This window comes from Williamsia sp. 1135 (assembly GCF_002095395.1).
GTDB lineage: Bacteria > Actinomycetota > Actinomycetes > Mycobacteriales > Mycobacteriaceae > Williamsia.
Window position 1 is genome coordinate 121,807 of the sequence record NZ_MJEI01000102.1, and the last position, 23,436, is coordinate 145,242.

The 23,436-nt window shown below is 64.6% G+C and carries 19 protein-coding genes and 1 pseudogene; 6 read left to right on the forward strand and 14 right to left on the reverse strand.

Annotated elements, in window-relative coordinates; genetic code table 11:
* Positions 1-88 precede the first annotated feature (88 nt).
* The gene (locus BFL43_RS21110; RefSeq protein WP_084894551.1) at positions 89-655 is read left to right on the forward strand and encodes a TetR/AcrR family transcriptional regulator; all 567 of its coding nucleotides are present in this window, start codon (positions 89-91) and stop codon (positions 653-655) included.
* A 51-nt stretch (positions 656-706) separates the two neighbouring features.
* Here BFL43_RS21110 and BFL43_RS21115 read toward each other — a convergent pair.
* Positions 707-2,940, reverse strand: a pseudogene (locus BFL43_RS21115) (bifunctional SulP family inorganic anion transporter/carbonic anhydrase).
* Positions 2,941-3,333: 393 nt separating this feature from the next.
* Between BFL43_RS21115 and BFL43_RS21120 the strand changes: the two are divergent.
* Positions 3,334-4,536 carry an aminotransferase class I/II-fold pyridoxal phosphate-dependent enzyme gene (locus tag BFL43_RS21120; RefSeq protein ID WP_084894433.1) on the forward strand — a complete coding sequence of 401 codons (1,203 nt, stop codon included), beginning with the start codon at positions 3,334-3,336 and terminating at the stop codon, positions 4,534-4,536.
* On the opposite strand, the gene BFL43_RS21125 is transcribed toward BFL43_RS21120, so the two are convergent.
* The 6 genes from BFL43_RS21125 to BFL43_RS21150 all read right to left on the reverse strand — a co-directional run bounded on the left by BFL43_RS21125 (position 4,537) and on the right by BFL43_RS21150 (position 10,639).
* Complete coding sequence (locus BFL43_RS21125) at positions 4,537-5,763, reverse strand: MFS transporter (RefSeq protein WP_084894435.1); 1,227 nt, start codon at positions 5,761-5,763, stop codon at positions 4,537-4,539. It lies immediately after the preceding gene.
* A gap of 145 nt (positions 5,764-5,908) precedes the next feature.
* Positions 5,909-7,153 carry an amidohydrolase family protein gene (locus tag BFL43_RS21130; protein WP_084894437.1) on the reverse strand — a complete coding sequence of 415 codons (1,245 nt, stop codon included), beginning with the start codon at positions 7,151-7,153 and terminating at the stop codon, positions 5,909-5,911.
* 50 nt (positions 7,154-7,203) lie between these two features.
* The gene (locus BFL43_RS21135; protein ID WP_084894440.1) at positions 7,204-7,848 is read right to left on the reverse strand and encodes a GntR family transcriptional regulator; all 645 of its coding nucleotides are present in this window, start codon (positions 7,846-7,848) and stop codon (positions 7,204-7,206) included.
* A gap of 21 nt (positions 7,849-7,869) precedes the next feature.
* Positions 7,870-8,925 (reverse strand): 2-oxoglutarate and iron-dependent oxygenase domain-containing protein, encoded by a 1,056-nt coding sequence (locus tag BFL43_RS21140; protein WP_084894442.1) that lies wholly within the window; start codon positions 8,923-8,925, stop codon positions 7,870-7,872.
* Between the two features lie 26 nt (positions 8,926-8,951).
* Positions 8,952-9,836, reverse strand: coding sequence for an ABC transporter permease (locus BFL43_RS21145; protein WP_084894444.1), 885 nt, complete (start codon positions 9,834-9,836; stop codon positions 8,952-8,954).
* Complete coding sequence (locus BFL43_RS21150; RefSeq protein WP_084894552.1) at positions 9,833-10,639, reverse strand: ABC transporter ATP-binding protein; 807 nt, start codon at positions 10,637-10,639, stop codon at positions 9,833-9,835. Before BFL43_RS21150 ends, BFL43_RS21145 begins: the two co-directional genes overlap by 4 nt.
* Positions 10,640-10,854: 215 nt before the next feature.
* Between BFL43_RS21150 and BFL43_RS21155 the strand changes: the two genes are divergently transcribed.
* On the forward strand, positions 10,855-12,054 hold the full coding sequence (locus BFL43_RS21155) for a nitrate ABC transporter substrate-binding protein (protein ID WP_084894553.1): 1,200 nt from the start codon (positions 10,855-10,857) through the stop codon (positions 12,052-12,054).
* A gap of 33 nt (positions 12,055-12,087) precedes the next feature.
* Positions 12,088-13,056, forward strand: a complete 969-nt coding sequence (locus tag BFL43_RS21160; protein WP_084894446.1) for a 2OG-Fe(II) oxygenase family protein — start codon at positions 12,088-12,090, stop codon at positions 13,054-13,056.
* Positions 13,057-13,141: 85 nt separating this feature from the next.
* Here the strand turns inward: BFL43_RS21160 and BFL43_RS21165 are convergent, their stop codons facing one another.
* From BFL43_RS21165 to BFL43_RS29060, 5 genes are read right to left on the reverse strand one after another with little or no spacing between them, the layout of a single operon-like run.
* Positions 13,142-13,468, reverse strand: coding sequence for a multidrug efflux SMR transporter (locus BFL43_RS21165; protein ID WP_084894447.1), 327 nt, complete (start codon positions 13,466-13,468; stop codon positions 13,142-13,144).
* On the reverse strand, positions 13,468-13,884 hold the full coding sequence (locus tag BFL43_RS21170; RefSeq protein WP_084894449.1) for an SMR family transporter: 417 nt from the start codon (positions 13,882-13,884) through the stop codon (positions 13,468-13,470). Before BFL43_RS21170 ends, BFL43_RS21165 begins: the two co-directional genes overlap by 1 nt.
* Positions 13,881-15,089, reverse strand: a complete 1,209-nt coding sequence (locus BFL43_RS21175) for a lipase family protein (RefSeq protein WP_084894451.1) — start codon at positions 15,087-15,089, stop codon at positions 13,881-13,883. Before BFL43_RS21175 ends, BFL43_RS21170 begins: the two co-directional genes overlap by 4 nt.
* A 12-nt stretch (positions 15,090-15,101) precedes the next feature.
* Positions 15,102-16,592, reverse strand: coding sequence for a bifunctional 3-(3-hydroxy-phenyl)propionate/3-hydroxycinnamic acid hydroxylase (locus BFL43_RS21180; protein ID WP_168176691.1), 1,491 nt, complete (start codon positions 16,590-16,592; stop codon positions 15,102-15,104).
* Positions 16,577-17,962, reverse strand: a complete 1,386-nt coding sequence (locus BFL43_RS29060; RefSeq protein ID WP_168176692.1) for a nucleotide disphospho-sugar-binding domain-containing protein — start codon at positions 17,960-17,962, stop codon at positions 16,577-16,579. The genes BFL43_RS21180 and BFL43_RS29060 overlap by 16 nt, the downstream gene beginning before the upstream one ends.
* A 251-nt stretch (positions 17,963-18,213) precedes the next feature.
* Between BFL43_RS29060 and BFL43_RS21185 the strand changes: the two genes are divergently transcribed.
* Complete coding sequence (locus tag BFL43_RS21185) at positions 18,214-19,266, forward strand: type III polyketide synthase (protein WP_084894454.1); 1,053 nt, start codon at positions 18,214-18,216, stop codon at positions 19,264-19,266.
* A gap of 127 nt (positions 19,267-19,393) precedes the next feature.
* On the opposite strand, the gene BFL43_RS21190 is transcribed toward BFL43_RS21185, so the two are convergent.
* Positions 19,394-19,936, reverse strand: coding sequence for a CGNR zinc finger domain-containing protein (locus tag BFL43_RS21190; protein WP_084894456.1), 543 nt, complete (start codon positions 19,934-19,936; stop codon positions 19,394-19,396).
* Between the two features lie 88 nt (positions 19,937-20,024).
* Here BFL43_RS21190 and BFL43_RS21195 point away from each other — a divergent pair, with 88 nt between their 5' ends.
* Positions 20,025-21,110 carry an EamA family transporter gene (locus tag BFL43_RS21195; protein WP_084894457.1) on the forward strand — a complete coding sequence of 362 codons (1,086 nt, stop codon included), beginning with the start codon at positions 20,025-20,027 and terminating at the stop codon, positions 21,108-21,110.
* On the opposite strand, the gene BFL43_RS21200 is transcribed toward BFL43_RS21195, so the two are convergent.
* A complete protein-coding gene (locus tag BFL43_RS21200; RefSeq protein ID WP_240498401.1) occupies positions 21,003-23,276 on the reverse strand; it encodes a pyruvate dehydrogenase in 2,274 nt (757 codons plus the stop codon). The two genes, BFL43_RS21195 and BFL43_RS21200, sit on opposite strands and share 108 nt — an antisense overlap.
* Between the last annotated feature and the right edge of the window lie 160 nt (positions 23,277-23,436).

A 23,436-nucleotide genomic window follows, 5' to 3' on the forward strand; every position in this document is an offset into this window, starting at 1 on the left:
AACACACATGTTCCACTACGGACAAGTAAAATTCCTTTTCAAACGCCGATGTACCGTTCCGGATCATATGTGCACTAAACTCACGACCATGACTGCGACGCACCCCGCCGCCGAAACCGGCGCCCGCGAACGGACCCGCCGGGCCATCCTCGACGCCGCAGTCGTCGTTCTCGCGAAATCTCCGGCGGCGCCGTTGTCGGAGATCGCCGATCGCGCCCGGGTGGGTCGCACCACGCTGCACCGGTACTTCCCGGAACGCAGTGATCTGCTCTCCGCCGTGGGGCGCTATGGCGAACAGTCGATGGCCGAGGCGGGGGCCAGGGCCGATCTCGCCGCCGGAGATGGTCTCGACGCCGTGCTGCGACTGTGTCAGGAGTATTTCGAACTCAGTGACATGCTGACGGTGCTGTTCTTCGCCGCCGGGGTCAACGACCAGGAGATCTGTTTCTCAGACAGCACCGTCGTCGACGCGGTCGAACGCGGACGTCGCGACGGCTCCATCGACCGCGAACTCGACGCGGCCTGGATCATCAACATGATGTGGGCGTTGCTCTACGCGTCGGTCGACCACGTCAACACCGGCGCCGCCGGCCGATTGAAGGTTCAGTCGATGACCCTGCTGAGTCTGCGTAAAGCCATTGCAGCCCAGCAGTAGTCATCGACCGACCAGACATCGGACAATCAGGTGATCAGGGCAGTCGGGTGATCAGGAACGGAGCACGCCGTCCGGCTCACCCACCTCGACTCCGCTCGTGGTGACGGTCACCATGCGAGCGGTGGTGATGTCGAAGAACAGGCCGGCCACCCGCATGCGCCCGTCGGCGACAGCCCTGCCGACCACGGGGTGGCGCTGCAGGGTCTGCAGCTGCAGGGCGACGTTGACGATGCCGAGCTGATCGACCTCGTCGAACCCTGCCTGCGCGGCGCTGAGCCCTGCGGGATGGCCCGACCGGAACGCCGCCAGTGACGGCGCTGCATTCTGCAGCCAACTGGCCACCGGGCCACCGTCGTCCGAGGCATCGCCGGCGATGAGGGCCTTCATGGCTCCGCACGACGAATGTCCACACACCACAGCGGAACTCTAATCGAGTTCGTCGATCGCGAACTCGATGGCCGCCTCCACCGAGGTGTCGGTCGCCGGAGCGGCCGGAACGAGATTGCCCACGTTGCGAACCGTGAACAGGTCACCGGGACCACTGGAGGTGATCACGTTGGGGACCACCCTGGAGTCGGCGCACGTGATGAACAGTGTGTCCGGGTCTTGTCCGTCTGCCAGATCCGTCAGGTAGCCGAGCAGTTCGTCGGCGCCGTTGCGGTGGTACTCGTCGACGCCATCGGTGATGGGCTGCAGCGCCCTGGGAGCGTCGGTGGCCACCCCGGACTGCCAGGACTTCCATGGCACCAGACCCAGTCCTCGGCCGAAGGGCGTACGACGCTGCGGCGGCGCAACGGGCGCGTCCTCGATGGTCGCTCCGCCGGTCTGTTGGATGAGCACCGTCCCGCCGTTCGCTTCGTGCGCCCGCTTCCAGTCTTCGATCGTGTCCGCCGCGGCGTGGTCGAGGTAGTCGGTATCGAGTTCGATGCTGACGTGCGCGTCTGACGGGACCGAGGCCAACGTCTTCGTCAGGCGCGGCAATGCGAGGAAGCTCAGCGAACCCCTGATGCTCACCCGCCACTGCCGAGAACCTTTGGTGCCGAGGTGTTCTGCGGTCATCTCGGCGCGGACGACCCGCCAGATCAGCACCAGGACCGCGACGGCCAACCCGATTCCGACGCCCTCGAGCAGGTTGAGGAAGATCACCGACATCATCGTGATCAGGTAAACCCACAGATCGCCGGTTCGCCGCGCCAGTCGCATGTGCGCGAGTTTGACCAGCTGGATACCGATGACCACGAGGAGTCCGGCCAGCGCGGCCTTCGGAATCTGCTGCACCAGCCCGGTCAGCAGCACCGAGAACACGAGCAGCCAGAAGCCGTGCATGACGGTCGAGGCGCGGGTGCGGGCGCCGGTGGCCACGTTGGTGGAACTGCGGACGATGACGCCCGTCACCGGCAGTCCGCCGAGCATGCCCGAAATGATGTTGGCGCTCCCCTGACCCAGCAGTTCGCGGTTGAAGTCAGTGCGTGGACCGGTGTGCATCTTGTCGACAGCCACGGCCGAGAGCAACGATTCGACGCTGGCGATCAACGCCACGGTGATCACACCGAGAACGACAGCACCCCAGTTGCCTGTCGGAAGTTCCGGCAGGGCAATCGAATCGAAGAAGTTACCACCGAGCTCGATACGTTCGGCATCGATGGGGGCGAGTATGGCCACCAGGGTCGCGGCGACGATCGCGACCAGTGGACCCGGCACTTTCCGGACGTTCGCCGGCAGCAGTGGCCAGGCGAGCATGATGACGACGACGAGGCCGCCCACGAGCACGTCAGCGCTTCGAAAGTCGACGATCTGTCCGGGCAGTGCCGTCAGGTTTCCCAGGCATCGCTACGTGAGGACCCGCCGAGCAGGACATGGACCTGCTGGAGGGCGATGGTGATGCCGATGCCGGCGAGCATCGCGTGGACAACGACGGGCGCAATGGCCAGCGCAGACTGCGCCACCCGGCTCAGACCGAACAGTATCTGCAGAACACCTGCCGCCACCGTTATCGCACACGTGACCTTCCAACCGAAATTGGCGACCAGTTCGGCGACGACGACGGTCAAACCTGCTGCCGGTCCGCTGACCTGCAGCGGGGACCCGCCGATCATTCCGGCCACGATACCGCCGACCACACCCGCGATGAGCCCCGCCATGACCGGCGCCCCTGAAGCGATGGCAATTCCGAGTGAAAGTGGAAGCGCTACAAGAAAAACCACCAGCGAAGCCGGTAAGTCATACCGAAAGTTCTCCTTGAAGTACTTCCCCCGAAGACCTAGCGATGAGTTTTCACTGAACATCTGCATGCTTTTCGAACCTAGGGACGGCACGTTAACAACAGCTTAGATTTCGGTAGCGAAGCACGTTTTGTGACATTTGCAACGATTGCGCGGTATGTCCGGTTTGCTTACTCTTCAAACCGCTTGTGTGTCTACTGGGCATATGCGCGTTTCTCCACCGGAGTATCTAATCGGCGACCGGGCTGAAGTCGAAGGAAGTCACACATCCTCCGACTCCGACAACAGCCCCAGTAACCCCACAACCCCACAACCCCACAACCCCACTAAAACCGGAGGACATCACAGCTCCTCCGACAATCGCGACATCCTCCGACTACAACCGGAGGACCTGACAGAAGCCGAAGGAAGTCACACATCCTCCGACTTCGGCAACAGACTCGGTAATCTGATGCGATGTCCCGCCCAGATAACGAGATCCCGTCAACGTTGGCTATCGGCAGTCGCGCCGTGCACGCCGGCAACAGCGTCGACAAAGGATCCGGAGCGATTCGTACGCCCATCGTCATGGCCAATTCCTATGCGTTGCCTGATGATCCGTCGAACGTCAGCTGGTCGGGCACCGACATACCGCTCTACACCCGCAACTCGGGCGCGAATCAGATTGCATTGCAGGACAAACTCGCCGCCCTCGAGGAGGCCGAAGATGCGGTGGCGCTCGCGTCCGGAGTCGCTGCGCTCCACGCGGTGTTCTTCACGTACCTGAACACCGGCGACCACATCGTCGTGGCCGACGTGACCTACGAGGCAACGTGGCGGTTGTTCACCGAATTGCTACCGCAGAAGTATGGCATCGAGGCCACGTTCGTCGATGCGTCCGATCCGGGCGCGGTACGGGTGGCGATGCGCCCCACCACCAAACTCGTGCACGTCGAGGCCATCGCCAACCCGACGACCAAGGTGACCGACATCGCCGCCGTCGCCGAGATCGCGCATGCCGGCGGCGCCCTGTTGTCTGTGGACTCCACATTCACTCCGCCGCCGCTCTATCGGCCGATCGCCGACGGCGCAGATCTGGCGGTCCACTCGTTGACGAAGTATTACAACGGTCACGGCGACGCGATGGGCGGTGCGGTGGTGGGCAGGCGAGAATTGATCGCGCCCATCAAGTCGAACGCGATGGTCGATGTGGGAGGGGTGATCTCGCCGTTCAACGCGTGGCTGATCAGTCGCGGCGCCATCACGCTGCCGCTGCGGCTGGCCCGCCACCTCGATTCGGCCCGGCAGGTGGCCGAGTTCCTCGAGGCCGACGAGCGGGTCGCCTACGTGGCCTACCCGGGGCTGCCGTCACATCCGCAGCACGACGTCGCGGTCCGGCAGTTCGGTGACCGCGGTTTCGGGGCGATGATGGCTTTTGCGGTGCGCGGCGACCCCGAGACCCAGAACCGCTTCGTGGCAAACCTGCGCATGATCACCTCTGCGGTCTCCTTGGGCCACGACGAGTCGCTGATCGTGCACGTGGGCACCGACGGCCCCCGCGTTGCGGCCTATCCGGAGACTTTCCGGACGTGGGGTCACCTACGGTTCTCGATCGGCCTCGAGGACCCGTCCGACATCATCGCCGATCTCCGCTGTGCACTCGATGAGTCGATCAGCTGATCAGATCGCGTCTTTCGATCGGGTCAGCAGTCCCACGAGGGCGCCGACCGCCAGCGCCGCGACGACACCGGAGAACACGACACCGGCCGTGGTCAGCGTCCACGCCTCGGCGGCGAACCCGACCGCGATGATCGGCACGGAGATCGCCAGGTAGGCGACGACGAAGTACGCCGACGTCGCGTCGGCCTTGCGATGGGGCTCGACCCGGGCGGCGATGGCAGCGATGCCCTTGCTGAACAGCAGTCCCTGACTCGCGCCGGCGATCACCGCTCCCACAACCAGTCCGGCGAGCGACGCCGTCTCCAGGCTCACGATGAGCACCGTCATCCCCGCGATCAACCCGACATAACCGCAGAGCAGGGACGCGCGAACCGGTGCCTTGGAGGTCAGTATCTGTGACAGCGCCGACGTCGCGAAGAGAACGAACACCACGAGTCCCGTGATCGTCGGGGACGAGACCTCCAGAACGCTCGCCATGAAGTTGGGGGCCACCGCCGTGAACAGACCTGCGACGGCGAAGCCCGCGACCGCGCCCACCGCTGCCTGGGTGAATATCCCTCTGACAGAGGGCGGGACGCTCACCCGCTGCAACGTCGGACGGGCACCCTTTTTGACCTTGACGGTCTCGGGAACCAGCGTCAATCCGATGCCCGCGATGATCAGGAGCACCGCGTGGACCACGAAGATCGTCCTGGTCGGGTACGGCGCGAACTCGGTGACCATACCCGCAACCAAGGGTCCGAGACCCAGACCTCCGATGTTGGCCGCGGTGGCAACTGCTGTTGCCATCCCGCGTCTGCCGCGAGGTGCCGCCTCGATGACGGCGACCGTCGCGGTACTCGTGAAGATGCCCGCCGAGAATCCCGAGACGAGTCGGCCCACGAACAGGATCTCGACACTGCCACCGATCAGGAAGAGCACAGCACTCACGAACGAGAGGGCCACGCCCGCATAAAGCATCGGGCGGCGGCCGATGGTGTCCGAGAACTGTCCGACACCTACCAGCGCCGCGATCACGCCGACTGCATACGTGGCGAAGATGAGAGTGGTCATGAGACTGCCGAAACCGAACTCACGCTCGTACTCCGGATACAACGGAGTCGGCAACGTGGTGCCCATCATCACCACCGCGAACGAGTACACGACCGCCGGGAACGCCAGCACTCTCAAACGCCCCGGTCGCGCGATCTCAGTGTCGTCGGTGAGCTGGGTTCGATCGTCGGTCATGACCTACCTCGTTCTTCGGTGTACTCGGGTACTCACCTCACAAGCTTCCCAGGCGCCCCGTTGTTCCAACGCGATCGAGGATGAAATTGCCGGCTTGCCGGTACAGAGATTGCAGCTGGCCGGTAGAGCTGCGCCCGCCGGTCGATTACAGAGCCGGCGCCGCCGTCCGGGTTCGGGTCTCGCTGACCGACACGATGGCGCCGTTGTGGATGACGATGCGATCGGCGGGTGCGTTCGCGATCACGTCGAGCACGCTCGTGCCGCGGACCGCGAGAAACTCTGCCCGTGCACCCACCCTGGCACCCGCCTGCGGCAGGCCCATGACCGTCCTCGCGTCATCGGTCACCATCGCCAGCGCCACCTCGGGACGGACGTGGGCGGCGGTGATGGTCAGGGCCGCCGTTTCCAGGGCGTCGCTGCGACCGATCGGATTGAAAGGATCGCGCACGTTGTCGGCGCCTGCGGCCACGCAGACTCCACCCGCTCGCAGCGGTTCGATCGCGGTGATACCGCGGGGCATCGACACCGGGTGATCGCGGCCCTGCAGGTAGAGGTTGGTGATCGGGTTCGCCACCACCCCTAATCCGCTCGCGACGATGCGCGGAATCAGTTCCTTCAGCTCGCCCGGCTCCATCGTCCCCAGCCGGGTGCAATGGCCGGCGGTACGGATCCGGTCGGCGGGCCACTCGCGCACCCGGTCGGCGAAGGCGGCGATCGTGTAATGATCGCCTTCGAGGAACTCGTCGGTGTGCAGGTCCACACCGACGCCCCTCGCCTCCGCGATGTCCAGCAGCCTGTTCAGGTCACCGATCGGATCCGGCGCACTGTGCGGCGACCCTCCGACGAGGTCCGCGCCGGCATCGAGGGCGGCATACACGAGATCGTCGCTCGAGTACACCTTGCACAGCGCGGCGATCTCGATGTCGATCAGACCTCGCAACTCGTTGCGGACCCGCACGACGGCGCGGATGCCCCGCAGCGGATCGTCGCCGGCCAGGATGTCGACGTGCGACCGAACCGCAGTGGTCCCGTTGCGCACCAAGCTGATTGCGGCCTCCCGAGCGCGCAAGCGGAACGATTTTTCGTCGAAGGACGCACTCCCCTGCTTCCAGTTGGCGATGGCGTCATGGAGATCACCCAGCGGCGGTTGCAACGCATCCCACGACAGCGCCTTGTCGAGGTGTGCGTGTGGCTCGGCAGGCGCAGTCATCAAGACATAGCCGCGTAGGTCGACGCTTCCCTCGGCGTCAGGTGCGTGCTCATCGGTCGCCCGCACTGCGGAGACGACGACGTGCTCGCCGCGGCGGACCAGGTCGACGTCGACGACGGACCCGTCCGGCAGCGTCGCGCCGCGAAGTCGCGAAACCGAATGAGGAAGAACATATTTCATAGATCTACTCCTGAATTGGGTCGGCCGCGTAGGCCGGACTCGAGCGGTCCTCAGACCCGCTGGGTACGCACGAAGATGCCCGCGACGTGGGCGCACGCGGCTGTGCGGGCACCCTCGGCGTCGCCTGCCTCGATCGCCGCGACGATCCGCTCGTGTTCGGACACCGCCAGGCGCCGGTTGAGATCGGCGGTCCACACGTCGGACCGGAACAGATGGGACTGGCCGTCCAATCTCGACAGCGCCTCGCCCAACGGACGATTGTTGGCGGTTTCTCGGATCAACGTGTGGAACTGCAGGTCCAGCAACGAGTCGCGCCGCTGATCGGCCCGCTCGTCGAGCAGCTCGGACTGTATCTGCACCATCTTGCGCAACTGGGCGACGGTGTCGTGCGACGCCGTACGCGTCGCGGTGTAGGCCGCCAGTCCGTCGAGAACCTCCCGGACCTCGAAGACCGCCCGCAAGGTTTCGGCATCGAGCGACGCGACACGGGCTCCCGCGTTTCGGGTGTGCGACGCCAGCCCCTCGTAGATTAGCTGTTGCACCGCTTCCCGAACGGGCGTGCGACTGACGTTGAGCCGCGCAGCCAGCGCCGGGACACTGAGCGGGCTGCCCGACTCCAGTTCGCCCGAGAAGATCAACTCCTGAAGTGCGTCGTGCACGGAGTCGGTGAGCAGTGCACGCTCGGATGAAGCCACGTCCTCGCTCCTGTCCCGTACCTAATTGCCGGCGGCAGCGACGCGCGCTGTTTCGCGTAGGTCGACCGTCGGCGCCGCACCGGTCCGCAGACCGGCCACCTTCATGGCGATGTTCTCCGCCACCGTAATCGGAGCGTAGCCGGTCTCACCGCCGGTGAGGGTTCCTGGAAGCGGCTCGATCACGGCATCGTGATTGCCGTCGAAGAAGAAGGCGGCCGATCGTCGTCTGCGTATCTGCCCGTTGACCACCGGCGGGTCGACGCGGTGGATCGTCGACATCCAGCGGTCGTTGGTCCACCGGGCCATGGCGTCGCCGAGGTTGATGAGCAGGGCACCGTCAGCAGGCGCCACGTCATGCCACCGGCCATCGGTGTCGAGCACCTGCAGGCCCGGCACCTGATCGGCCCAGAGGATCGTCAGAATCCCGAAATCCGAATGTGCGCCCATTCCCTGGAGGTCACCGGTGAACTCGGTGTCCCCCTCGGGCAGCGCATAGTTGTTCATCTTGAGCACCTCGATCGAATGGTCGACCATGGTGTCGAAGTAGTGCGCCTCGAGACCGAGCGCGTCGGTGAACACAGTCATCAACGTCCGCGACAGCTGCTGGGCGCCTGAGAAATAGCGCCGCACCCGCGGCTCGAAACCCGGAGCCGCCTCCGGCCAGTTGTTGGCGGCATAGCTCGCGTCGGGGAGGTCGAGACCTGCGAATTCTGCGGCCGCCGTCCCCACGGTGTACGCCTCGTAGAAGTCGTTCATCTGGTTCGCGGTGGGGATCCCGAGACTCATGCTCAAAGACTCGGACTTCGGCGGGGAGTATCCGCGGTTGGTGGCCCCCTCGCGCCGGTACTGCTTCTTCACCGCCAGCGGCAGCGCGAAGAACTCGTCGAGCGCGTCGGCCAGATCATCGGTCAGTGTGGAGTCGATTCCGTGACCGACGATCTGGACGAAACCCACCTCTCGGCAGGCGGTGTCGAGTTCGGCGGCGACGGCGGCACACTCCGGGCTCGTGTCGGCGCTCCGACCGGTGAGATACGGGCTGATGTCAATGGTGGGTACGTGAAAGTGATTCGCGGACATGGCGGATGTCTCTCTTCTTCTGGGTCTCAGGATTTGCTGGAGGATTCGTGCCAACTGCCGACCGCGGCCTTCGACACCAGGCCCATCAGCGCGAACACGGCGACGCCGAACAGCGACGCGAGCACGATCGCGGCGATCAGGTCGTCGGATTGGAGACGTCCGCGGTACACGTCGAGCAGCGTTCCGATGCCGGGCTTGCCCTTGGCGAAGAACATGTCGCCGATGATCGCACCGACCACCACCAGTCCGGATGCGGTACGGATCCCGGTCAGAATGGTCGGAAGGGCAGCACGCAATTCGAGTTTGACCAAGCGATCCCAGCGTGAGGCATGCGAGAGGGCGAACAGTTCGTGCAGACTTCGGTCCACCGACCGGATACCGAAGTGCGTGTTGGTGATGATGGGAAAGGCTGCGATGAGAACGCACACCAGTGTGCGCGAGGACATCCCGTATCCGAACCACAACCCGATCAGCGGCACGATCGCCAGGATCGGGATCACCTGGATCACCACGGCGTAGGGGTAGATGATGCGCTCGATCCATTTGGCCTGGCTCATGAGCACGCCCGTCCCGACGCCGACCACCACCGCGACCAGGAATCCCACCATGGCCACCTGAGCTGTGACGGCAAGCGCCGCGAGCATGGGCTGCAGGTGAGACCAGTCCAGCAGCGAGTTGCTCAGCACCTCCGACGGTGGCGGCAGCAGGAACCTCCGCTCGGGCGTGAGCACCCAGTAGCTGACCGCGGACCACGCCGCAAGAGCGCCGATCAGCGACAGCAGCGGGTAGAGTAACGCGGCGCCAAATCCCGGGAGGCGACGGTTGTTTCGGCTACGGGTCTGAGTTCTGGCCGTCGCCTTGCTGCGTGGGCGGATTCGGTCAGGCAGGCCGAGGGTGGCAGTGAGGGTCATCGGATACTCCCGTGCAGGGTTGCCGAGATGTCGGACACGTAGTCGGTGAACGATGGGTCGAAGCGCAGTTCCGGAACGCGAGGGTAGGGCAGGTCGATATCGATCACAGCCGCGATCCTTCCCGGCCGATGGGTCATGACGACGACCTTGTTCGCGAGATAGACCGCTTCGGAAACCGAATGGGTGATGAACATCGCAGTGAATTTCCTTGTCGTGTAGAGCCTTTGCAACTCCACCTGCATTTCGAGGCGGGTCATCTCGTCCAGGGCACCAAACGGCTCGTCGAGCAGCATGATGTCCGGGGACAACGTGAGGGCACGCGCCAGCGACACCCGCATCTTCATGCCACCGGACAATGCGTTCGGCAACTGATCGGCGAACTGATCGAGGCCGACGGCTGAAATCGACTCCGCGGCACGACGTTTGTAGTCCGCGCGGTTGCCTCGCCGGTCACGCCTCAGTTCTCCTCCTTTCAGTTCTGCCGACAGTTCCACGTTGGCGCGGACGTTGCGCCACGGGAGCAGAGTCGGTTCCTGAAAGATGAAGCCCACCGAATCCGCGGCCACCGCCACCGCGCCCTCGGTGGGACTTTCCAGGCCGGCGGCCATGCGCAGCAGGGTCGATTTGCCACAGCCCGAAGGTCCCACCACGGCGACGAAATCGCCGCGTCGGACTTCGAGGTCCGCCTTCTCGATGGCAACGGTTCCGGTGTCGAACTGCTTCACCACATCTGCGAACACCATCTGCAGATCCTTGGTGAGCCGTCGAGCGTCGGTTCCCCGCGTCGTGTCGGCTAGTTTCATCGTCATCTCCAAGAGCTTGGCTATACATGCAACAGGCTGGCCTTCGAACGCTTTCTATCATTTATTACATGCATGACGATTTCGTTGCACCACGTTACAAGTTGATGACATCAGCGCGACCTATGCAGGCAAAACATTTGCTTTGCCACGTATTCGCAGGTACTGAACGGTAGGTCGCCCGCTGCTTAACACCATTGCAACAGAAAAATGATTACATGCAATTGTTCGAACTCACCCCAAGGAGAACCGTGAAAGCACAACGCACCCGGCGCATCGGTGTCACCGTCATCGCCCTCACCACACTCGGTCTGTCGGCCTGCGCCTACGGCTCGGACGAGCCCAGCGAGTCCGTGTCCCTCGAGCCGGCAGCCGCGGCGCAGAGCCTCGCCGATGTCTGTCCCGCCAACGTCGGCGTCCAGCTGCAGTGGCAGCCTCAGTCGGACATGGGCGGTCTGTTCGGACTGCTCGGACCCGGATACGTCGTCGACACCGACGACAAATCGGTCACCGGCCCGCTGGTCGCCGGAGGCAAGGACACCGGAGTCGACATCACTCTCAAATCAGGCGGCCCTGCAATCGGTTTCCAGTCCGTGACCTCGCAGATGTATGTCGACGACTCGGTGATGCTGGGTGTGGTGCATGGAGATCAGCTGGTGTCGGCGGCGGCCGACCAACAGGTGGTCGGCGTGACACCCCTGCTCAAATACAGCCCGGCGATTCTGATGTGGGATCCCGCGACTCATCCTGACTGGAAGACGGTCGGAGACGTCGGGACCACCGACGCCACGGTCGTGGTGTCCAAGGATCAGATCTTCCCGCAGTGGATGGTCGCGAAGGGACTGCTCAAGCAGTCACAGATCGACACGAGCTACGACGGCGCGCCGTCCCGGTTTGTCGGCGACCCGGCCATCGCGCAGCAGGGTTTCGCCAACTCCGAGCCGTACACCTACACCGAAGAGACCCCGGCCTGGGACAAGCCCGTCTCGTACGGCCTGGTCAAAGACGCGGGATACGACATCTATGCCTCGAACGTCTCGGTACGCGCGGACAAGGTTGCCGAGTTCTCCCCATGCCTCGATAAACTGGTTCCGATCATCCAGCAATCCGGCGTCGACTACATCACCTCACCCGAAGCCACCAACAAGGTGATCGTCGATGTGGTGTCGCAAGACCAGACGTACTCCCCATACAGCGAGGGCGAGGCCACCTTCAGCGCGAACCTGCTGAAAGACAAGGGTTTGCTCGCCAACGAGGACAACGGGTCGTTCGGTGTCTACGACGAGGCGCGTACGCAGAGCAACATCGACGACCTGCGTCCGGTCCTCGCCGCCGGCGGCAACCGGGTTCCTGAGAACGTGACCGCCGAGCAACTGTTCACCAACCAGTTCACCGACCCCGCCATCTCGATCCCCTGAGCGACCATCTCTTCACCGGAAGGCACTGCCCGCATGACAAACGACATGACCGAACTTCAGCGTGAACGCCGTATGGGCGCACTGGGCACCGAGAGCGACCGCGAGGTGCGGCGCATCTCATTGGCAGACCTGGGCAGCCGGCGCGCAGAGATCGCCGACGAACTCTGGTCCGCAGCAACCGACATCGGCTTCTTCCAAGTCGTCGACCACGGGATCGATCTCGCCGACGTGCGCCACGCGTTCGCGATGGCCGAAGCGTTCTTCGCACTTCCTGAAGACGTCAAATCCCTTCGCCCCAAGCGTTACAACTCGGGATGGGAGAGCTTGACGCAAGTGCGACCGTCGGTCGGGACTCCTGATCAGAAGGAGTCGTACCAGGTGACGTTGTCGAACATGGACGGGCTGTGGCCCACCGACGCCGAACTCGCCGGCTTCCGGCAGACGATCCTCGATTTCGAGCGCCGCTGCTGGACCCTTGCGATGGAGCTGCTCTCACTGTTTGCCGACAAACTCGGATTTGATCGGGAGTTCTTCACCCGCGCACATGATCCGGCGTCGCAGAGTTACCAGAGCACGCTACGACTGCTGCACTATTACGCGTTGCCTGCCGACGCCGACCTCACCGGGGTGTGGCGGGCAGGCGCTCACACCGACTTCGATTGCCTGACGCTGCTTTTCCAGCGCAACGGGCAGGGCGGACTGCAGGTTTGTCCCGGCAAGGAGATGGATGATCAGGTGTGGACGTCGGTGGAGCCCTCGGACGATGCCATCACCTGCAACATCGGCGACATGCTGATGCGGTGGAGCGACGACGCCCTGCCGTCGAACTTTCACCGGGTGCGTAGCCCGGGGCCCGACGATCATCGCGGTTCTCGCTACAGCATCGCTTTCTTCGCGCAGGCCAACCGGGAGGTGTCGATCGAGGGCCCGAACGGTAAGTACCCGGCCATCAGCGCCGAGGACTACCTGCAGCAACGCATCAGCGCGAACTTCGCCCGCTAGTCCGCTGCCGACCACGTCCCGACTTGGTGGGTTTTGGCGACCGCGAACTGGGCCTTCGCTCGCCAGAACCCACCAGGATCGGGACTCAGTGGTGCGCCGCGCCGAGTTCGATGATCAAGACCCCGCCGGCGATGGTCACGATGCCCAGGCCCATCAGCCAGGTCAATGGATCGTCGAACAAGATTTTCGCGACGACGGCGGTGATCGCGACACCACACGCCGCCCAGATCCCGTAGGCGATGCCCACCGGCATCCCCTCGGCCAATGTCAACGCCAGCATCCCGAAAGCCAGCAGATAGCCGATCGCGGTCGGGATGAGCCACAACGCTTTCCGAAATCCGTCCGACGCCCGCAACGACATCGTCCCGACCACTTCGCTGACGATCGCGATGGCGAGGTAGACCCACTGCATCAGGGCCGCTCCGGTTCTGGGTCTCTCGACGCAGTCGGCTCTGGGTCCCTCGACACAGTCGACGTCTCGGCCTTGTGAGAGCCCAGTTCCACTAACAAGACACCGACGATCACGACGCCGATTCCCAGAGCGATCATCCAGGTGAACGGGTCACCGAAGATCAGGGCTGCGAGCACTGCGGTGAGCGCGACTCCGCACGCCGCCCAGATCCCATAGGCCACGCCGATCGGCATGCCCTCGCGCAAGACCAAGGCCAGACAAACGAACGCGCCGCTGTAGCCGAGGATCACCAGAGCCACCCACGCCGGGTGATCGACGGTCGCGCGCAAGGCGAGGGTTGCGGTGACCTCCATGACGATTGCCCCGCAGAGCAACAACCACGGTTTCCTCGAGCCTGCCTGTGCCGGAGCGGTCATGGTCGACAATCATTCCGCACGGGCGCCCCCGCGAGGCGGTCGACGAGATACGGGAGTATTCCCGCGGTCTGCACGGTCCCGTGCCCGGCAGTGGGTTGCAGATCGACGGTCACAGGCCCACCCAGAACGCACTGGTCTCGAATGGCCGACGACGTCCACGCGGGGTCGTTGAACTTGTCCTGCCCGCCGTAGAGGACCAATAACGGAGCGCTGAGCGGGGCCCGTGGCAGCGCCATCTGCTGGACCAACTCGCGTAATCGCGCGGTGGCAGCAGGCGACGCGGGAACGAAGTCCGGCGCCGAGATCGACTTCGCCGCCTGCTCGCGGTCAGACACCTCCGCGCACGCGCTGAGTGCATCCCAGTGCTGGGCGAGCCCGCCGCGCCGGTAGTCGTCCCGATTCATGTCGGGATTGCGCCGGGCCAGGGACTCCTCCATCCACTGCAGGCTCCCCTGTTGCTCCCGCGTGAGTGCCCCGGCCGCGGCCAGCTCGACCACCGGGACCTTGCTCGTGGGAGGCACCTGCGCGACCGCACCTTTCAGCCGCAGTTCGGGCGCGTAGGACGCGGCCATCTCGTCCGCGGCCCAGCTCGCCCCGGCGCCCTGCGATATCCCGTACGTCACCCACGACGTCGACACCTGCGGGTACATCTGCCGGATCGCACGGACCGAGTCGATCATGGTGCGCGCAGCAGAATAAGGATCGAGGTACGGGTGCGGGCCGCTGTCCGAACCCAACCCTGCGAAGTCGGCGACGGTCACTGCCATACCCGCGCGCAGGTACGTGGTCACCAGTCGGGCAAGACCGTAGAGATTACCCGTCAGCGATGGCGCGCAGTTGGTGTTGATCCCGGTGGACCCATGCCCGAGCGCCACGACGGGCCACCCGCCGCCCGGAGGTGTCCCCTCCGGTTGGAACACCGTCCCCGACACGACGTTCGGCTTCCCGCTCGTGTCGGTGGAGCGGTAGAGCATCCGGACGCCACGCAGGTCGGGGGCGAGATCGGTGGTCGAAACCCAGTCGCTCGAATCGACAACGTCGCCGGGTTCGGGATATTCGACAGGCGACGTCGTCGGCAACGGACCATCAGGTGGCGTGGCCGGCTGGGCCGAACCGCACGCAGCGAGAACCAGCGACACGATCGCGGCAATCGCCACGAATACGTGCCTTGTGAACGTCACGGCCAAGAACTTACCAGCGGTCATCACCCGTCCTGGTCAGGCGATCGGGACCGCCGCACACACCACCCGATCAGGTCGGATCAACACGGCGCGGGCTCCGTTGGTGTGCAGCCACCGGCGCATCGCAGGTGCAGTCGACCCGAAGTCGCCGACGTCCAACTGCCGCGCACGCACCGCCCGCGCCCGCCGCGCCAGTCCGGTATCAGGGCGGCCATCGCTGAGTAGAACGTAACCGCAGCCGAGGATCTCGTCGGACCGCCAAGGCCCGCCCTGTTCATCCGCCGAGGTGAACTGGGGAACCGACCGCCCGACGATACGGCTCTGGCGCCGCGCCCGTTCTCGCAGCCGGAGGCCACTGCGACCAACCCGCGGATAGATGAAGGCGGGGCCGGCCGATGCTGCTCCCGGTACGGAATCGACGACGCGCATAGCGGTGTGAACCGCCGCCTGCACGGCGGTGCCCCGAACGCTCATCAGAGTCCCCACCAGCGTCGCCGCGAGCACCGACCGCACCACATGCGGCTTGCGTTCGGATTCGTACGTGTGAAGCAGTCGCTCGTCGGCACGGCCGTCGATCACGGCAGCCAGCTTCCACGCCAAGTTCATCGCATCACGCTGGCCCGCGCCGAGGCCCTGTCCGATGAACGGCGGGGTGAGATGCGCAGCGTCCCCGAGGACGAAAAGCGGACCCGAGCGCCAGTGCCTGGCGACACGGGCGGCGTGCCGGTAGCTCGCGGTCCGCAGGATCTGGATGTCGGTGTCGGCATCGCCCAGCTGAGCACGTACCGCGCGCAGTGCCCACTCCTCGTCCGCGTCGTCGCCCGCACCGGTGTCGCTGTCCGACAGCCGGAACTCCCAGCGGTATCTGTCTTCTCCGATACGCATGAACGTCGATGCCTGCGCACCCGCGCACACCTGGTGCACCCCGGGCCACATCTGCAGGTCGGCGGCAGAACGCACATCGACCACCAACCAACGTTGTCGGAAACCGAGGTCGTATGCCTGCTGCCCGATGGCCGACGCGACGACGCTCGAAGCGCCGTCGCACCCGAGGACGAACTGTGCGGTGAGAACTTCAGGACCGCGCGCACCGCGCACCTGAAGAGTCGCCATACCGTCGCCCACCTCGACCGATTCGACGTCGACGCCCTCGCGCACGGTGACGGCCCGCTGGCGCGACACTGCGCCCCGCAGAGCCCGCTCGAGATCGGGTTGGTCGAACATCGTGCTCTCGCGCCAGCCGTGGTGTCCGTTCGGCGAACTTCGCGCGAACCTCATGAGTACCCGCATTCGTGCATCGACCAGACGCATTCCTTCTGCAGGCCGGCCGTGCGGACCGAAGTCGTCAGCGGCGCCCGCAACTTGAAGAATCCGATGCACCTCGTCGTCGATGTGCACAGCGCGAGGCAACGGATACACGCCACGACGTCGTTCGAGGATCGTGCTGGGGATGCCGTATCGCGCCAGCAGAGCGGCGGCCGTCAGGCCGGTCGGGCCGGCACCGACGATCACTACCTGGGAGGACACGGCGCAGGCGATCCGGAGGTGCGCTTCGGCGGCCTGTTCAGCGCCGCACTGATGCCACGCGCCCCGTCGAGCACGGCCAGTTCCTTCGCCAGCGCCCCCGCGCGGTCCCGGTAGCCGGGATCGTCCAACACTGTCTGCACCGCCCGCCTGATGGCGGCCGGCCGGGTCGAGCGCAACCGAATTCCCGTGCCTGACCGCACGATCCGCGCGGCAACCTCGTTCTTGTCCTCCGTCGACCCCGCAACCACGATGGGAACACCATGCCGCAGAGCGAAGTGCACTCCGCCCCAACCACCGTTGGTGACCAGGACATCGGCACGGGGCAACAGCATGTCGAACGGGACGAACTCGGTCACGACGCAATTGTCGCCTGGTGCGCGAACTGCCTCCGCCGATGGCCCGCCCGTCGTCGCGATCACCAACGTACGGGTGTGCGCCAGCGCAGACAGTGTCGGTTCGACCAGTCTGCCCATGTCACCGTTGTCGAGCGTGCCCTGCGTGACGACCACCACCGGGTCCGGTCCATCGAGCCGGTGCCACCAGGGCGGGGCGGCGTGAGAGCCCCCTGCCGTGTCGAGCACCGGTCCGACGTAGTCGAGCCGATCGTCGAGATCGCGCCGCGGATACTCGAACGACGGGGCGGTGAGAACGAAGATGTCGTCGGCGAGCAGTGGCCAGTCCAGGACGAACGAGCCCGCGTCGCGGCCGACGGTTTCCCGCACCGCGGCATCGGCAATCCGCTGAACCCGGCGCAACACCACCGCGCGTGCACCTGCGGTCAGCAGCCTGTTCCAGCGCATCCCCCACGGCGTGATCGATGGAGGAAGACCTGGCCCGAACGGCGCGGTATCGCGGCTCGACGCCATCAGCGGCGACGTACACACAGAACCTATCCGCGCAGAATTCACCTGCGCTGAACCTTTCTGGGCTGAACCTTCCTGGGCTGAACCTTTTTGGGCTGAACCTTTTTGGGCCGAGCCGACATCACGGACGGTCAGGGTCGGCAACAATCCCAGGAAGAGGTTCTCGGCGAGCACCACGTCGACAGCACGTTCGGCGAGCACCTTCGTCACAGCCTGATGCTGAGCAACGATATTTCTCGCGAAGAAGTTCTCGAGGTCGTAGCGAGATCGAAGGATGCCCGGCAACCGGGATCGACCGGGGAACTGCGCGTCGAGATCGCGGTCGTCGAAATCCGAAGACACCGGTAGCGCAATGTGTTCCAGTCCGGCCTGCTGCACTTTTTCCCGAAAGCGGCTGCCGGTCAGCATCATCACAGTCGAACCATCACTGACGAGTTGTTTGCCGATGGTGATCATCGGTTGGACATGTCCGGTCAGCGGAGCGCTGCACAACAACACTTTTCGCATCAGTCTTCGTCATTCTCCTCGGGAGTTGGTCCGATTGTCACATGACAACGACCGTTCTCGGATTGCCGGCCACCTCCTCCCGACGCCACGGTCAGGCGAATGACCGACATCACGGCCAAACATCCTGGTTTCGACAACCCGTGGGGTTGCCGAATGCCATAAACGGACCTACGTTTGCCTCAACCTAGTTTGCATCGAGGCGAGACTACGGTTACCCCAGGCTTTTTGAGACGAGATTCGGAAATCATCCCATGGTCACCGCTTACGTAAACCAGATAAGCACTGCAGTTCCAGAGCTGGACGTTCACGAGACCTTCGTCGAGTTCGCCCCTGCGCTGATCGACGCCCGCGGGAAAATGCTGCTGTTCAAGAGGATGGCCGAACGCGCCCACATCTCTCACCGCTGGTCTGCGGTCGAGGACCCGGTGGCCTTCTACGGGGACAATCCCAGCGACGTCGACACCGAAACGCGCATGATCGAGTACGAGGACAAGGCCCCGAAACTAGCCCAGCGCGCCGTGGACGGCCTGGGCCTGGGTGCAGCGGCCGACGACATCACCCACTTGGTGATCGTGACCTGCACAGGCTTCTATTCTCCCGGCATCGACTACGACATCATCAAGAACTGCGGCATCAGCCCCAACGTCGACCGGACGCAGATCGGCTTCATGGGTTGTTTCGCCGGTATCACCGGCCTGAAGACCGCGAACAACATCGTTCGGGCCGACCCGAGCGCGAAGGTCCTCCTCGTCAGTGTCGAACTGTGCTCCGTTCATCTACAGAAGCCCAAGAGTCTCGAATCCATGTTGTCGTTCTTGATCTTCGGAGACGGCTGCGCAGCCGCAGTGATCTCCGCGGAGACCACCGGCATCGAACTCGACACCTTCAAGCAAGTGATGGTGCCGGACACCCGCGACCTCATCACCTGGCGAATCGGCAACGCGGGGTACGACATGGTGCTGTCCGGCAAGGTCCCCGGCCAGCTCGGTAAGGCGCTGAACCCCGAGAATCTGAAGCTGATCCTGGCCGGACGTACCCCGGACGACATCGACCTCTGGGCGATCCACCCTGGCGGCAGAACCATTCTCGACGCGGTCGAGAATGCCCTCGAACTCGACTCCGAGGCGCTCGCGGTGTCACGGCACGTCCTCGAGAACTACGGAAACATGTCGTCGGCGACCGTACTTTTCGTGCTCGCCGAGATGATGAAGCGCGCCGCGCAAGGCGGCCCCACAGGCATGGGCAGCGCCATGGCATTCGGTCCCGGGCTCACCGCGGAAACGATGCTGTTCCGACTGGAGTGACGGCTGACGCTCAGACAGATGCTCCACTTCCAGAAGGATGCTCCGGTTCCAGGGCTCTGGAACTGGAGCGGATTGCTGAAAGTGGAGCAGATTACGCTGCAGGATCAGGCACGGTCGGCGGGGTCGGTCAGGCTCCGGCCTGGCGACGACGGTACGCCGCCACGTGGGCCCGGTTGCCGCAACCACCATCACTGCAGAACCGTCTCGACCGGTTACGCGAGAAGTCGACGAACACTGATTCGCAGTCATCACCGGCACAGGTCTTGAGCCGTTCGAGTTGGCCGGTCCGGATGAGGTCGATGAGGGCCATGGCGTTCTCGGCGGCCATCCGGTCGGCAAGTGGAGCCTCGGCGTCGGTCACATGGATGTGCCAGTCCCAGTGGTCATGCCGACTCAAGTACGGACGCGCATCGGCTTCTCGGAGGATGTCATTGACCTCCTGCGCCACGTCGTCGACGTCCATCGACCACAGGGTGTCGAGCCGCTCCCGCAACTTCCGCACGGAGGCGAGCTCGGCATCGTCTCCGTCGCGGCGACCCGAATAGCCCTGCTCATCAAGGTATTCGCTCAGTTGCGACGCGGTGGTCATGGTGTCGACCTCGTCGCGGCCGGTGTTGATCAGCGCGGCTGTCGCGATCAACGCCAGATCGGTGTCATGAGCAAAAAGCATTTGACTCCTTACGTCCGATCGGATTGACTGTAAGGAGTGTAATCGATATTGGTACTGACTTGCAGTCGATCATCCCGAGGAGACCCCGGTGAGCAACGCATCCCCCTCGGGTACTACCCGCAAATCCGCGTACGGCTTGCTGGTCGCGGTCACCTCGGCGGTCTGTTTCGGCACGTCGGGCCCGCTCGCCAAAGGTCTCATCGACAGCGGGTGGTCGTCGGCGGCAGTCACCGCGGCCCGGCTCGGCCTGGGCTCTCTACTGCTCGTCATCCCCCTCATTCTCTTGCGACGCAGGCTCTTTCGCGAACTCGCCAAGTCGCCACTCCTGGTCATCGCTTACGGCGTACTCGGAGTCGCGGTGGTGCAACTGAGCTTCTTCAACGCCGTCCGCTACCTCGACGTTCCCGTCGCACTGCTGATCGAGTACTCGGGGCTCATTCTCGTTGTGGCATACGACTGGCTGATCCGCGGCCGTACGCCCACGATCCTGACCATATTCGGTTGCGTCACCGCACTCATCGGTCTGGTGGTGGTGATTCTCGGAGGCAGCGGGATCGGCGACATCGATCCGGTCGGTCTGGTCTGGGCTATTGTCGCCGGCGTGGGCTTGGCAAGCTATTTCATCCTCGCCACCGAAGACTTCTCGCGAGCCGGCGGGAGTGTTGATCCCCTCGCACTCGCCGCCGGTGGATTGATGCTCGGCACCACCGTGATCGCAGTCGCGGGGGCGGTCGGCCTGCTACCGATGTCGATGAGCACCGACTCCCCCGTGCTCGCCGACACCGCGGTGCCGTGGTGGCTCGTTGCGCTGGCCATCGCGGGGATCTCGACGAGCCTCGCGTACGTCACCGGCGTCACGGCGGTTCGATTCCTCGGCGCGACCCCGGCGTCCTTTGTCGCATTGATCGAAGTGGTCGCGTCCGCGGTGGCGTCGTGGTGGCTACTGGGCCAGACGATGGCCGCGGCGCAACTCGTCGGCGCCGCGGTGTTGCTCGCAGGGCTTGTCGCGGTCAACCTCGGCGGCAGACCTCGCGCCGGATCAGACGACCCGTCATCGCATGACCCCTCACTCGACTACATCGAGGGCAGCCGCGACGATGCCGTCAGCATCGATCCCGTGATAGGAGTAGACGTCGTCGAGCGACCCGGTCTGACCAAAACGACTGACCCCTAGCGCAGCTCCCGGCACACCGTTGACGGTGGGGAGAAACGCGAGGGTGTGCGGATGCCCGTCCAGCACGGTCACCATCGGTGCCGCACGGTGCGTCGCGAAGACCTGGTCGAGAATCCAGGTCGGCGCGTCACTGTGACCGCGGCGGGCCTGCAGCGCCTCGAACAGCAGACCTGGGCTCGTCACGCAGATCACCTCTGCGGACACTCCCTGTTTCTCCAGACGGTCGGCTGCCGCAAGGGTTTCGGTGATCACCGCACCCATCCCGACCAGCGTGACCGCGGGCTGTCGCACGGGCCGCAGGGTGTACGCACCCGCCACCACCTGCCGTCGCCGACGCTCACGAGCGGCCGGATCGGCCGGCACCGCGGCGAGCGACTGACTCACGGGTCGGGTCGACAGCCGCAGATACGACGACAAGCCACCCGGCCGTCCCAACCGCGCGATGCACGATAGGAGAACCCACTCCAGCTCGAGCGCGAACGCCGGCTCGTAGCTGACACAATCGGGCTGCTCCAAACCTATCGAGGGCGTCGTGATCGATTGATGTGCACCGCCTTCGGCGGCGAGCGTCACTCCCGAGGGGGTGCCGACGAGAATCGACTGGCCGCCGGCGTAGATGCCGTACGACCACGGTTCCAACGCACGTCCCACGAACGGGTCGTACAACACTCCGATGGGGAAGAGCGGCTGCCCCCATCGGCTCCACGTCGCGCCGAGTTCGCCGATCAACCCGACCAGGTTGGTCTCGGCGATCCCGAGCTCCATGTGCTGACCGGTCGGGTTCTCGGTCCAGTGCATCATCGTCTGCGCGTCGTCGGCGAACCAGTCCCGCCGCTCACTGGTCGACCAGACACCCACCTTGTTCAGCCAGCCGGCGAGATTGGTGGTGGAACTCACGTCCGGGCTGACTGTCACCACACGCTTGGCGACATCCGGTGACTCGCGAGTGAGATCGAGCAGTGCCCGACCCAGCGCGGCCTGGGTTGTCGACGTTCCCGATGGGGTGCGGCCGAAGTCGGTGGGTACCGCCGGAGGCGCCGACTCCGGGACCGGTTCGCGGCGCAACGCCTCCGCAGTTCGCAGGCAGAGCCGACCGGCACTGCCCGTCGCTTCGAAGCGCTGCCACGGCCTGTCCGGGTCCATCCCCAGTTGCCCCGCGAAATCCGCGAATTGCTCGACGGTCAGCAGTGACGAGTGGTTTTGGGGGTGACCCTCGGTGGGCAGGGCGTGACCTTTGATCGTGTACGCGATGACAATCGTCGGCCTGGTGTCGTCGATCTGCGCGAACGCCGCGCCCAGCGCATCGAGATCATGCCCACCAAGGTTCCGGATCGCACTGAGCAATGTGGAATCGTCGAGATCGGCGATGACAGCCGCGACCGCTTCCGCGCCCGGACCATCCCCGGGCAACCGAGAACGCACCTCATCGGCGGCACAGCGCAGCAGTCGCTGATACTCGGGATTCGACATCTGCACGATGCGGGCTCTCAGTGCATCGCCACCGGGCCGCGCGAACAGCGATTCCAGTAGTGCGCCGAATTGCACAGTGATCACTTGCCAGCCGGCCGCGGAGAACATCTTCTCCAGTCGACCGGCGGCGATGTTCGGGACCACCCGGTCCAGCGACTGCCGATTCATGTCGACGATCCAGACGATCTCGCCCATCTCCGCCACCGACGGATCACCGATCGCCTCCCAGACGGCGCCTTCGTCCAGTTCGGCATCACCCACGAGCGAATACTGCCGGCCCGTGCCCGCACCACCGAATGTCGTCTCGATGTACCTACGCGCCATTGCGCCCCAGATGGGTGCGGTGGCACCGATCCCGACAGAGCCGGTCGAATAGTCCACCGGATCCGGATCTTTGACGCGACTCGGATAGCTCTGCAGTCCCCCGAACTCTCGCAGGGTGGTCAAATACTTCTCGTCGAGTTCGCCCAGCAGGTAATTGATCGCGTGCAGGACCGGAGAGGCGTGCGGTTTGACCGATACCCGGTCGCCCGGCCGCAGGTGTTCGAACCACAGTGCTGTCATGATCGAGGTGATCGACGCACACGACGCCTGATGCCCGCCGACCTTCATCCCACTCTGATTCGGGCGAATCCTGTTGGCGTGATGGATGATCGATGTCGCAGTCCAGAGCACCCGCTGTTCGACCTCTCGCATCGCCGATGCGTGATCGGAATCTCGTGACGACGTTGCGTCCACTGGGGCCTCGGCACTGTCTGTCATAGGGTGATCCTGCCCTGCGCAGTCGAGCACGACAAGCACTCCGGGAATCGGCCCGCGCGCGCAACGCGGTGTGTTGAATCCGGCCCGGGTTTGC

What these genes read in the sequence shown, in the direction of transcription:
- BFL43_RS21110 (WP_084894551.1), top strand. Translation starts at nt 89, where the DNA reads ATGACTGCGACGCACCCCGCCGCCGAAACCGGCGCCCGCGAACGGACC.
- BFL43_RS21120 (WP_084894433.1), top strand. Translation starts at nt 3,334, where the DNA reads ATGTCCCGCCCAGATAACGAGATCCCGTCAACGTTGGCTATCGGCAGT.
- BFL43_RS21125 (WP_084894435.1), bottom strand. Translation starts at nt 5,763, where the DNA reads ATGACCGACGATCGAACCCAGCTCACCGACGACACTGAGATCGCGCGA.
- BFL43_RS21130 (WP_084894437.1), bottom strand. Translation starts at nt 7,153, where the DNA reads ATGAAATATGTTCTTCCTCATTCGGTTTCGCGACTTCGCGGCGCGACG.
- BFL43_RS21140 (WP_084894442.1), bottom strand. Translation starts at nt 8,925, where the DNA reads ATGTCCGCGAATCACTTTCACGTACCCACCATTGACATCAGCCCGTAT.
- BFL43_RS21145 (WP_084894444.1), bottom strand. Translation starts at nt 9,836, where the DNA reads ATGACCCTCACTGCCACCCTCGGCCTGCCTGACCGAATCCGCCCACGC.
- BFL43_RS21150 (WP_084894552.1), bottom strand. Translation starts at nt 10,639, where the DNA reads ATGAAACTAGCCGACACGACGCGGGGAACCGACGCTCGACGGCTCACC.
- BFL43_RS21155 (WP_084894553.1), top strand. Translation starts at nt 10,855, where the DNA reads ATGCAATTGTTCGAACTCACCCCAAGGAGAACCGTGAAAGCACAACGC.
- BFL43_RS21160 (WP_084894446.1), top strand. Translation starts at nt 12,088, where the DNA reads ATGACAAACGACATGACCGAACTTCAGCGTGAACGCCGTATGGGCGCA.
- BFL43_RS21165 (WP_084894447.1), bottom strand. Translation starts at nt 13,468, where the DNA reads ATGCAGTGGGTCTACCTCGCCATCGCGATCGTCAGCGAAGTGGTCGGG.
- BFL43_RS21170 (WP_084894449.1), bottom strand. Translation starts at nt 13,884, where the DNA reads ATGACCGCTCCGGCACAGGCAGGCTCGAGGAAACCGTGGTTGTTGCTC.
- BFL43_RS21175 (WP_084894451.1), bottom strand. Translation starts at nt 15,089, where the DNA reads ATGACCGCTGGTAAGTTCTTGGCCGTGACGTTCACAAGGCACGTATTC.
- BFL43_RS29060 (WP_168176692.1), bottom strand. Translation starts at nt 17,962, where the DNA reads ATGCGAAAAGTGTTGTTGTGCAGCGCTCCGCTGACCGGACATGTCCAA.
- BFL43_RS21185 (WP_084894454.1), top strand. Translation starts at nt 18,214, where the DNA reads ATGGTCACCGCTTACGTAAACCAGATAAGCACTGCAGTTCCAGAGCTG.
- BFL43_RS21190 (WP_084894456.1), bottom strand. Translation starts at nt 19,936, where the DNA reads ATGCTTTTTGCTCATGACACCGATCTGGCGTTGATCGCGACAGCCGCG.
- BFL43_RS21200 (WP_240498401.1), bottom strand. Translation starts at nt 23,276, where the DNA reads ATGCGAGAGGTCGAACAGCGGGTGCTCTGGACTGCGACATCGATCATC.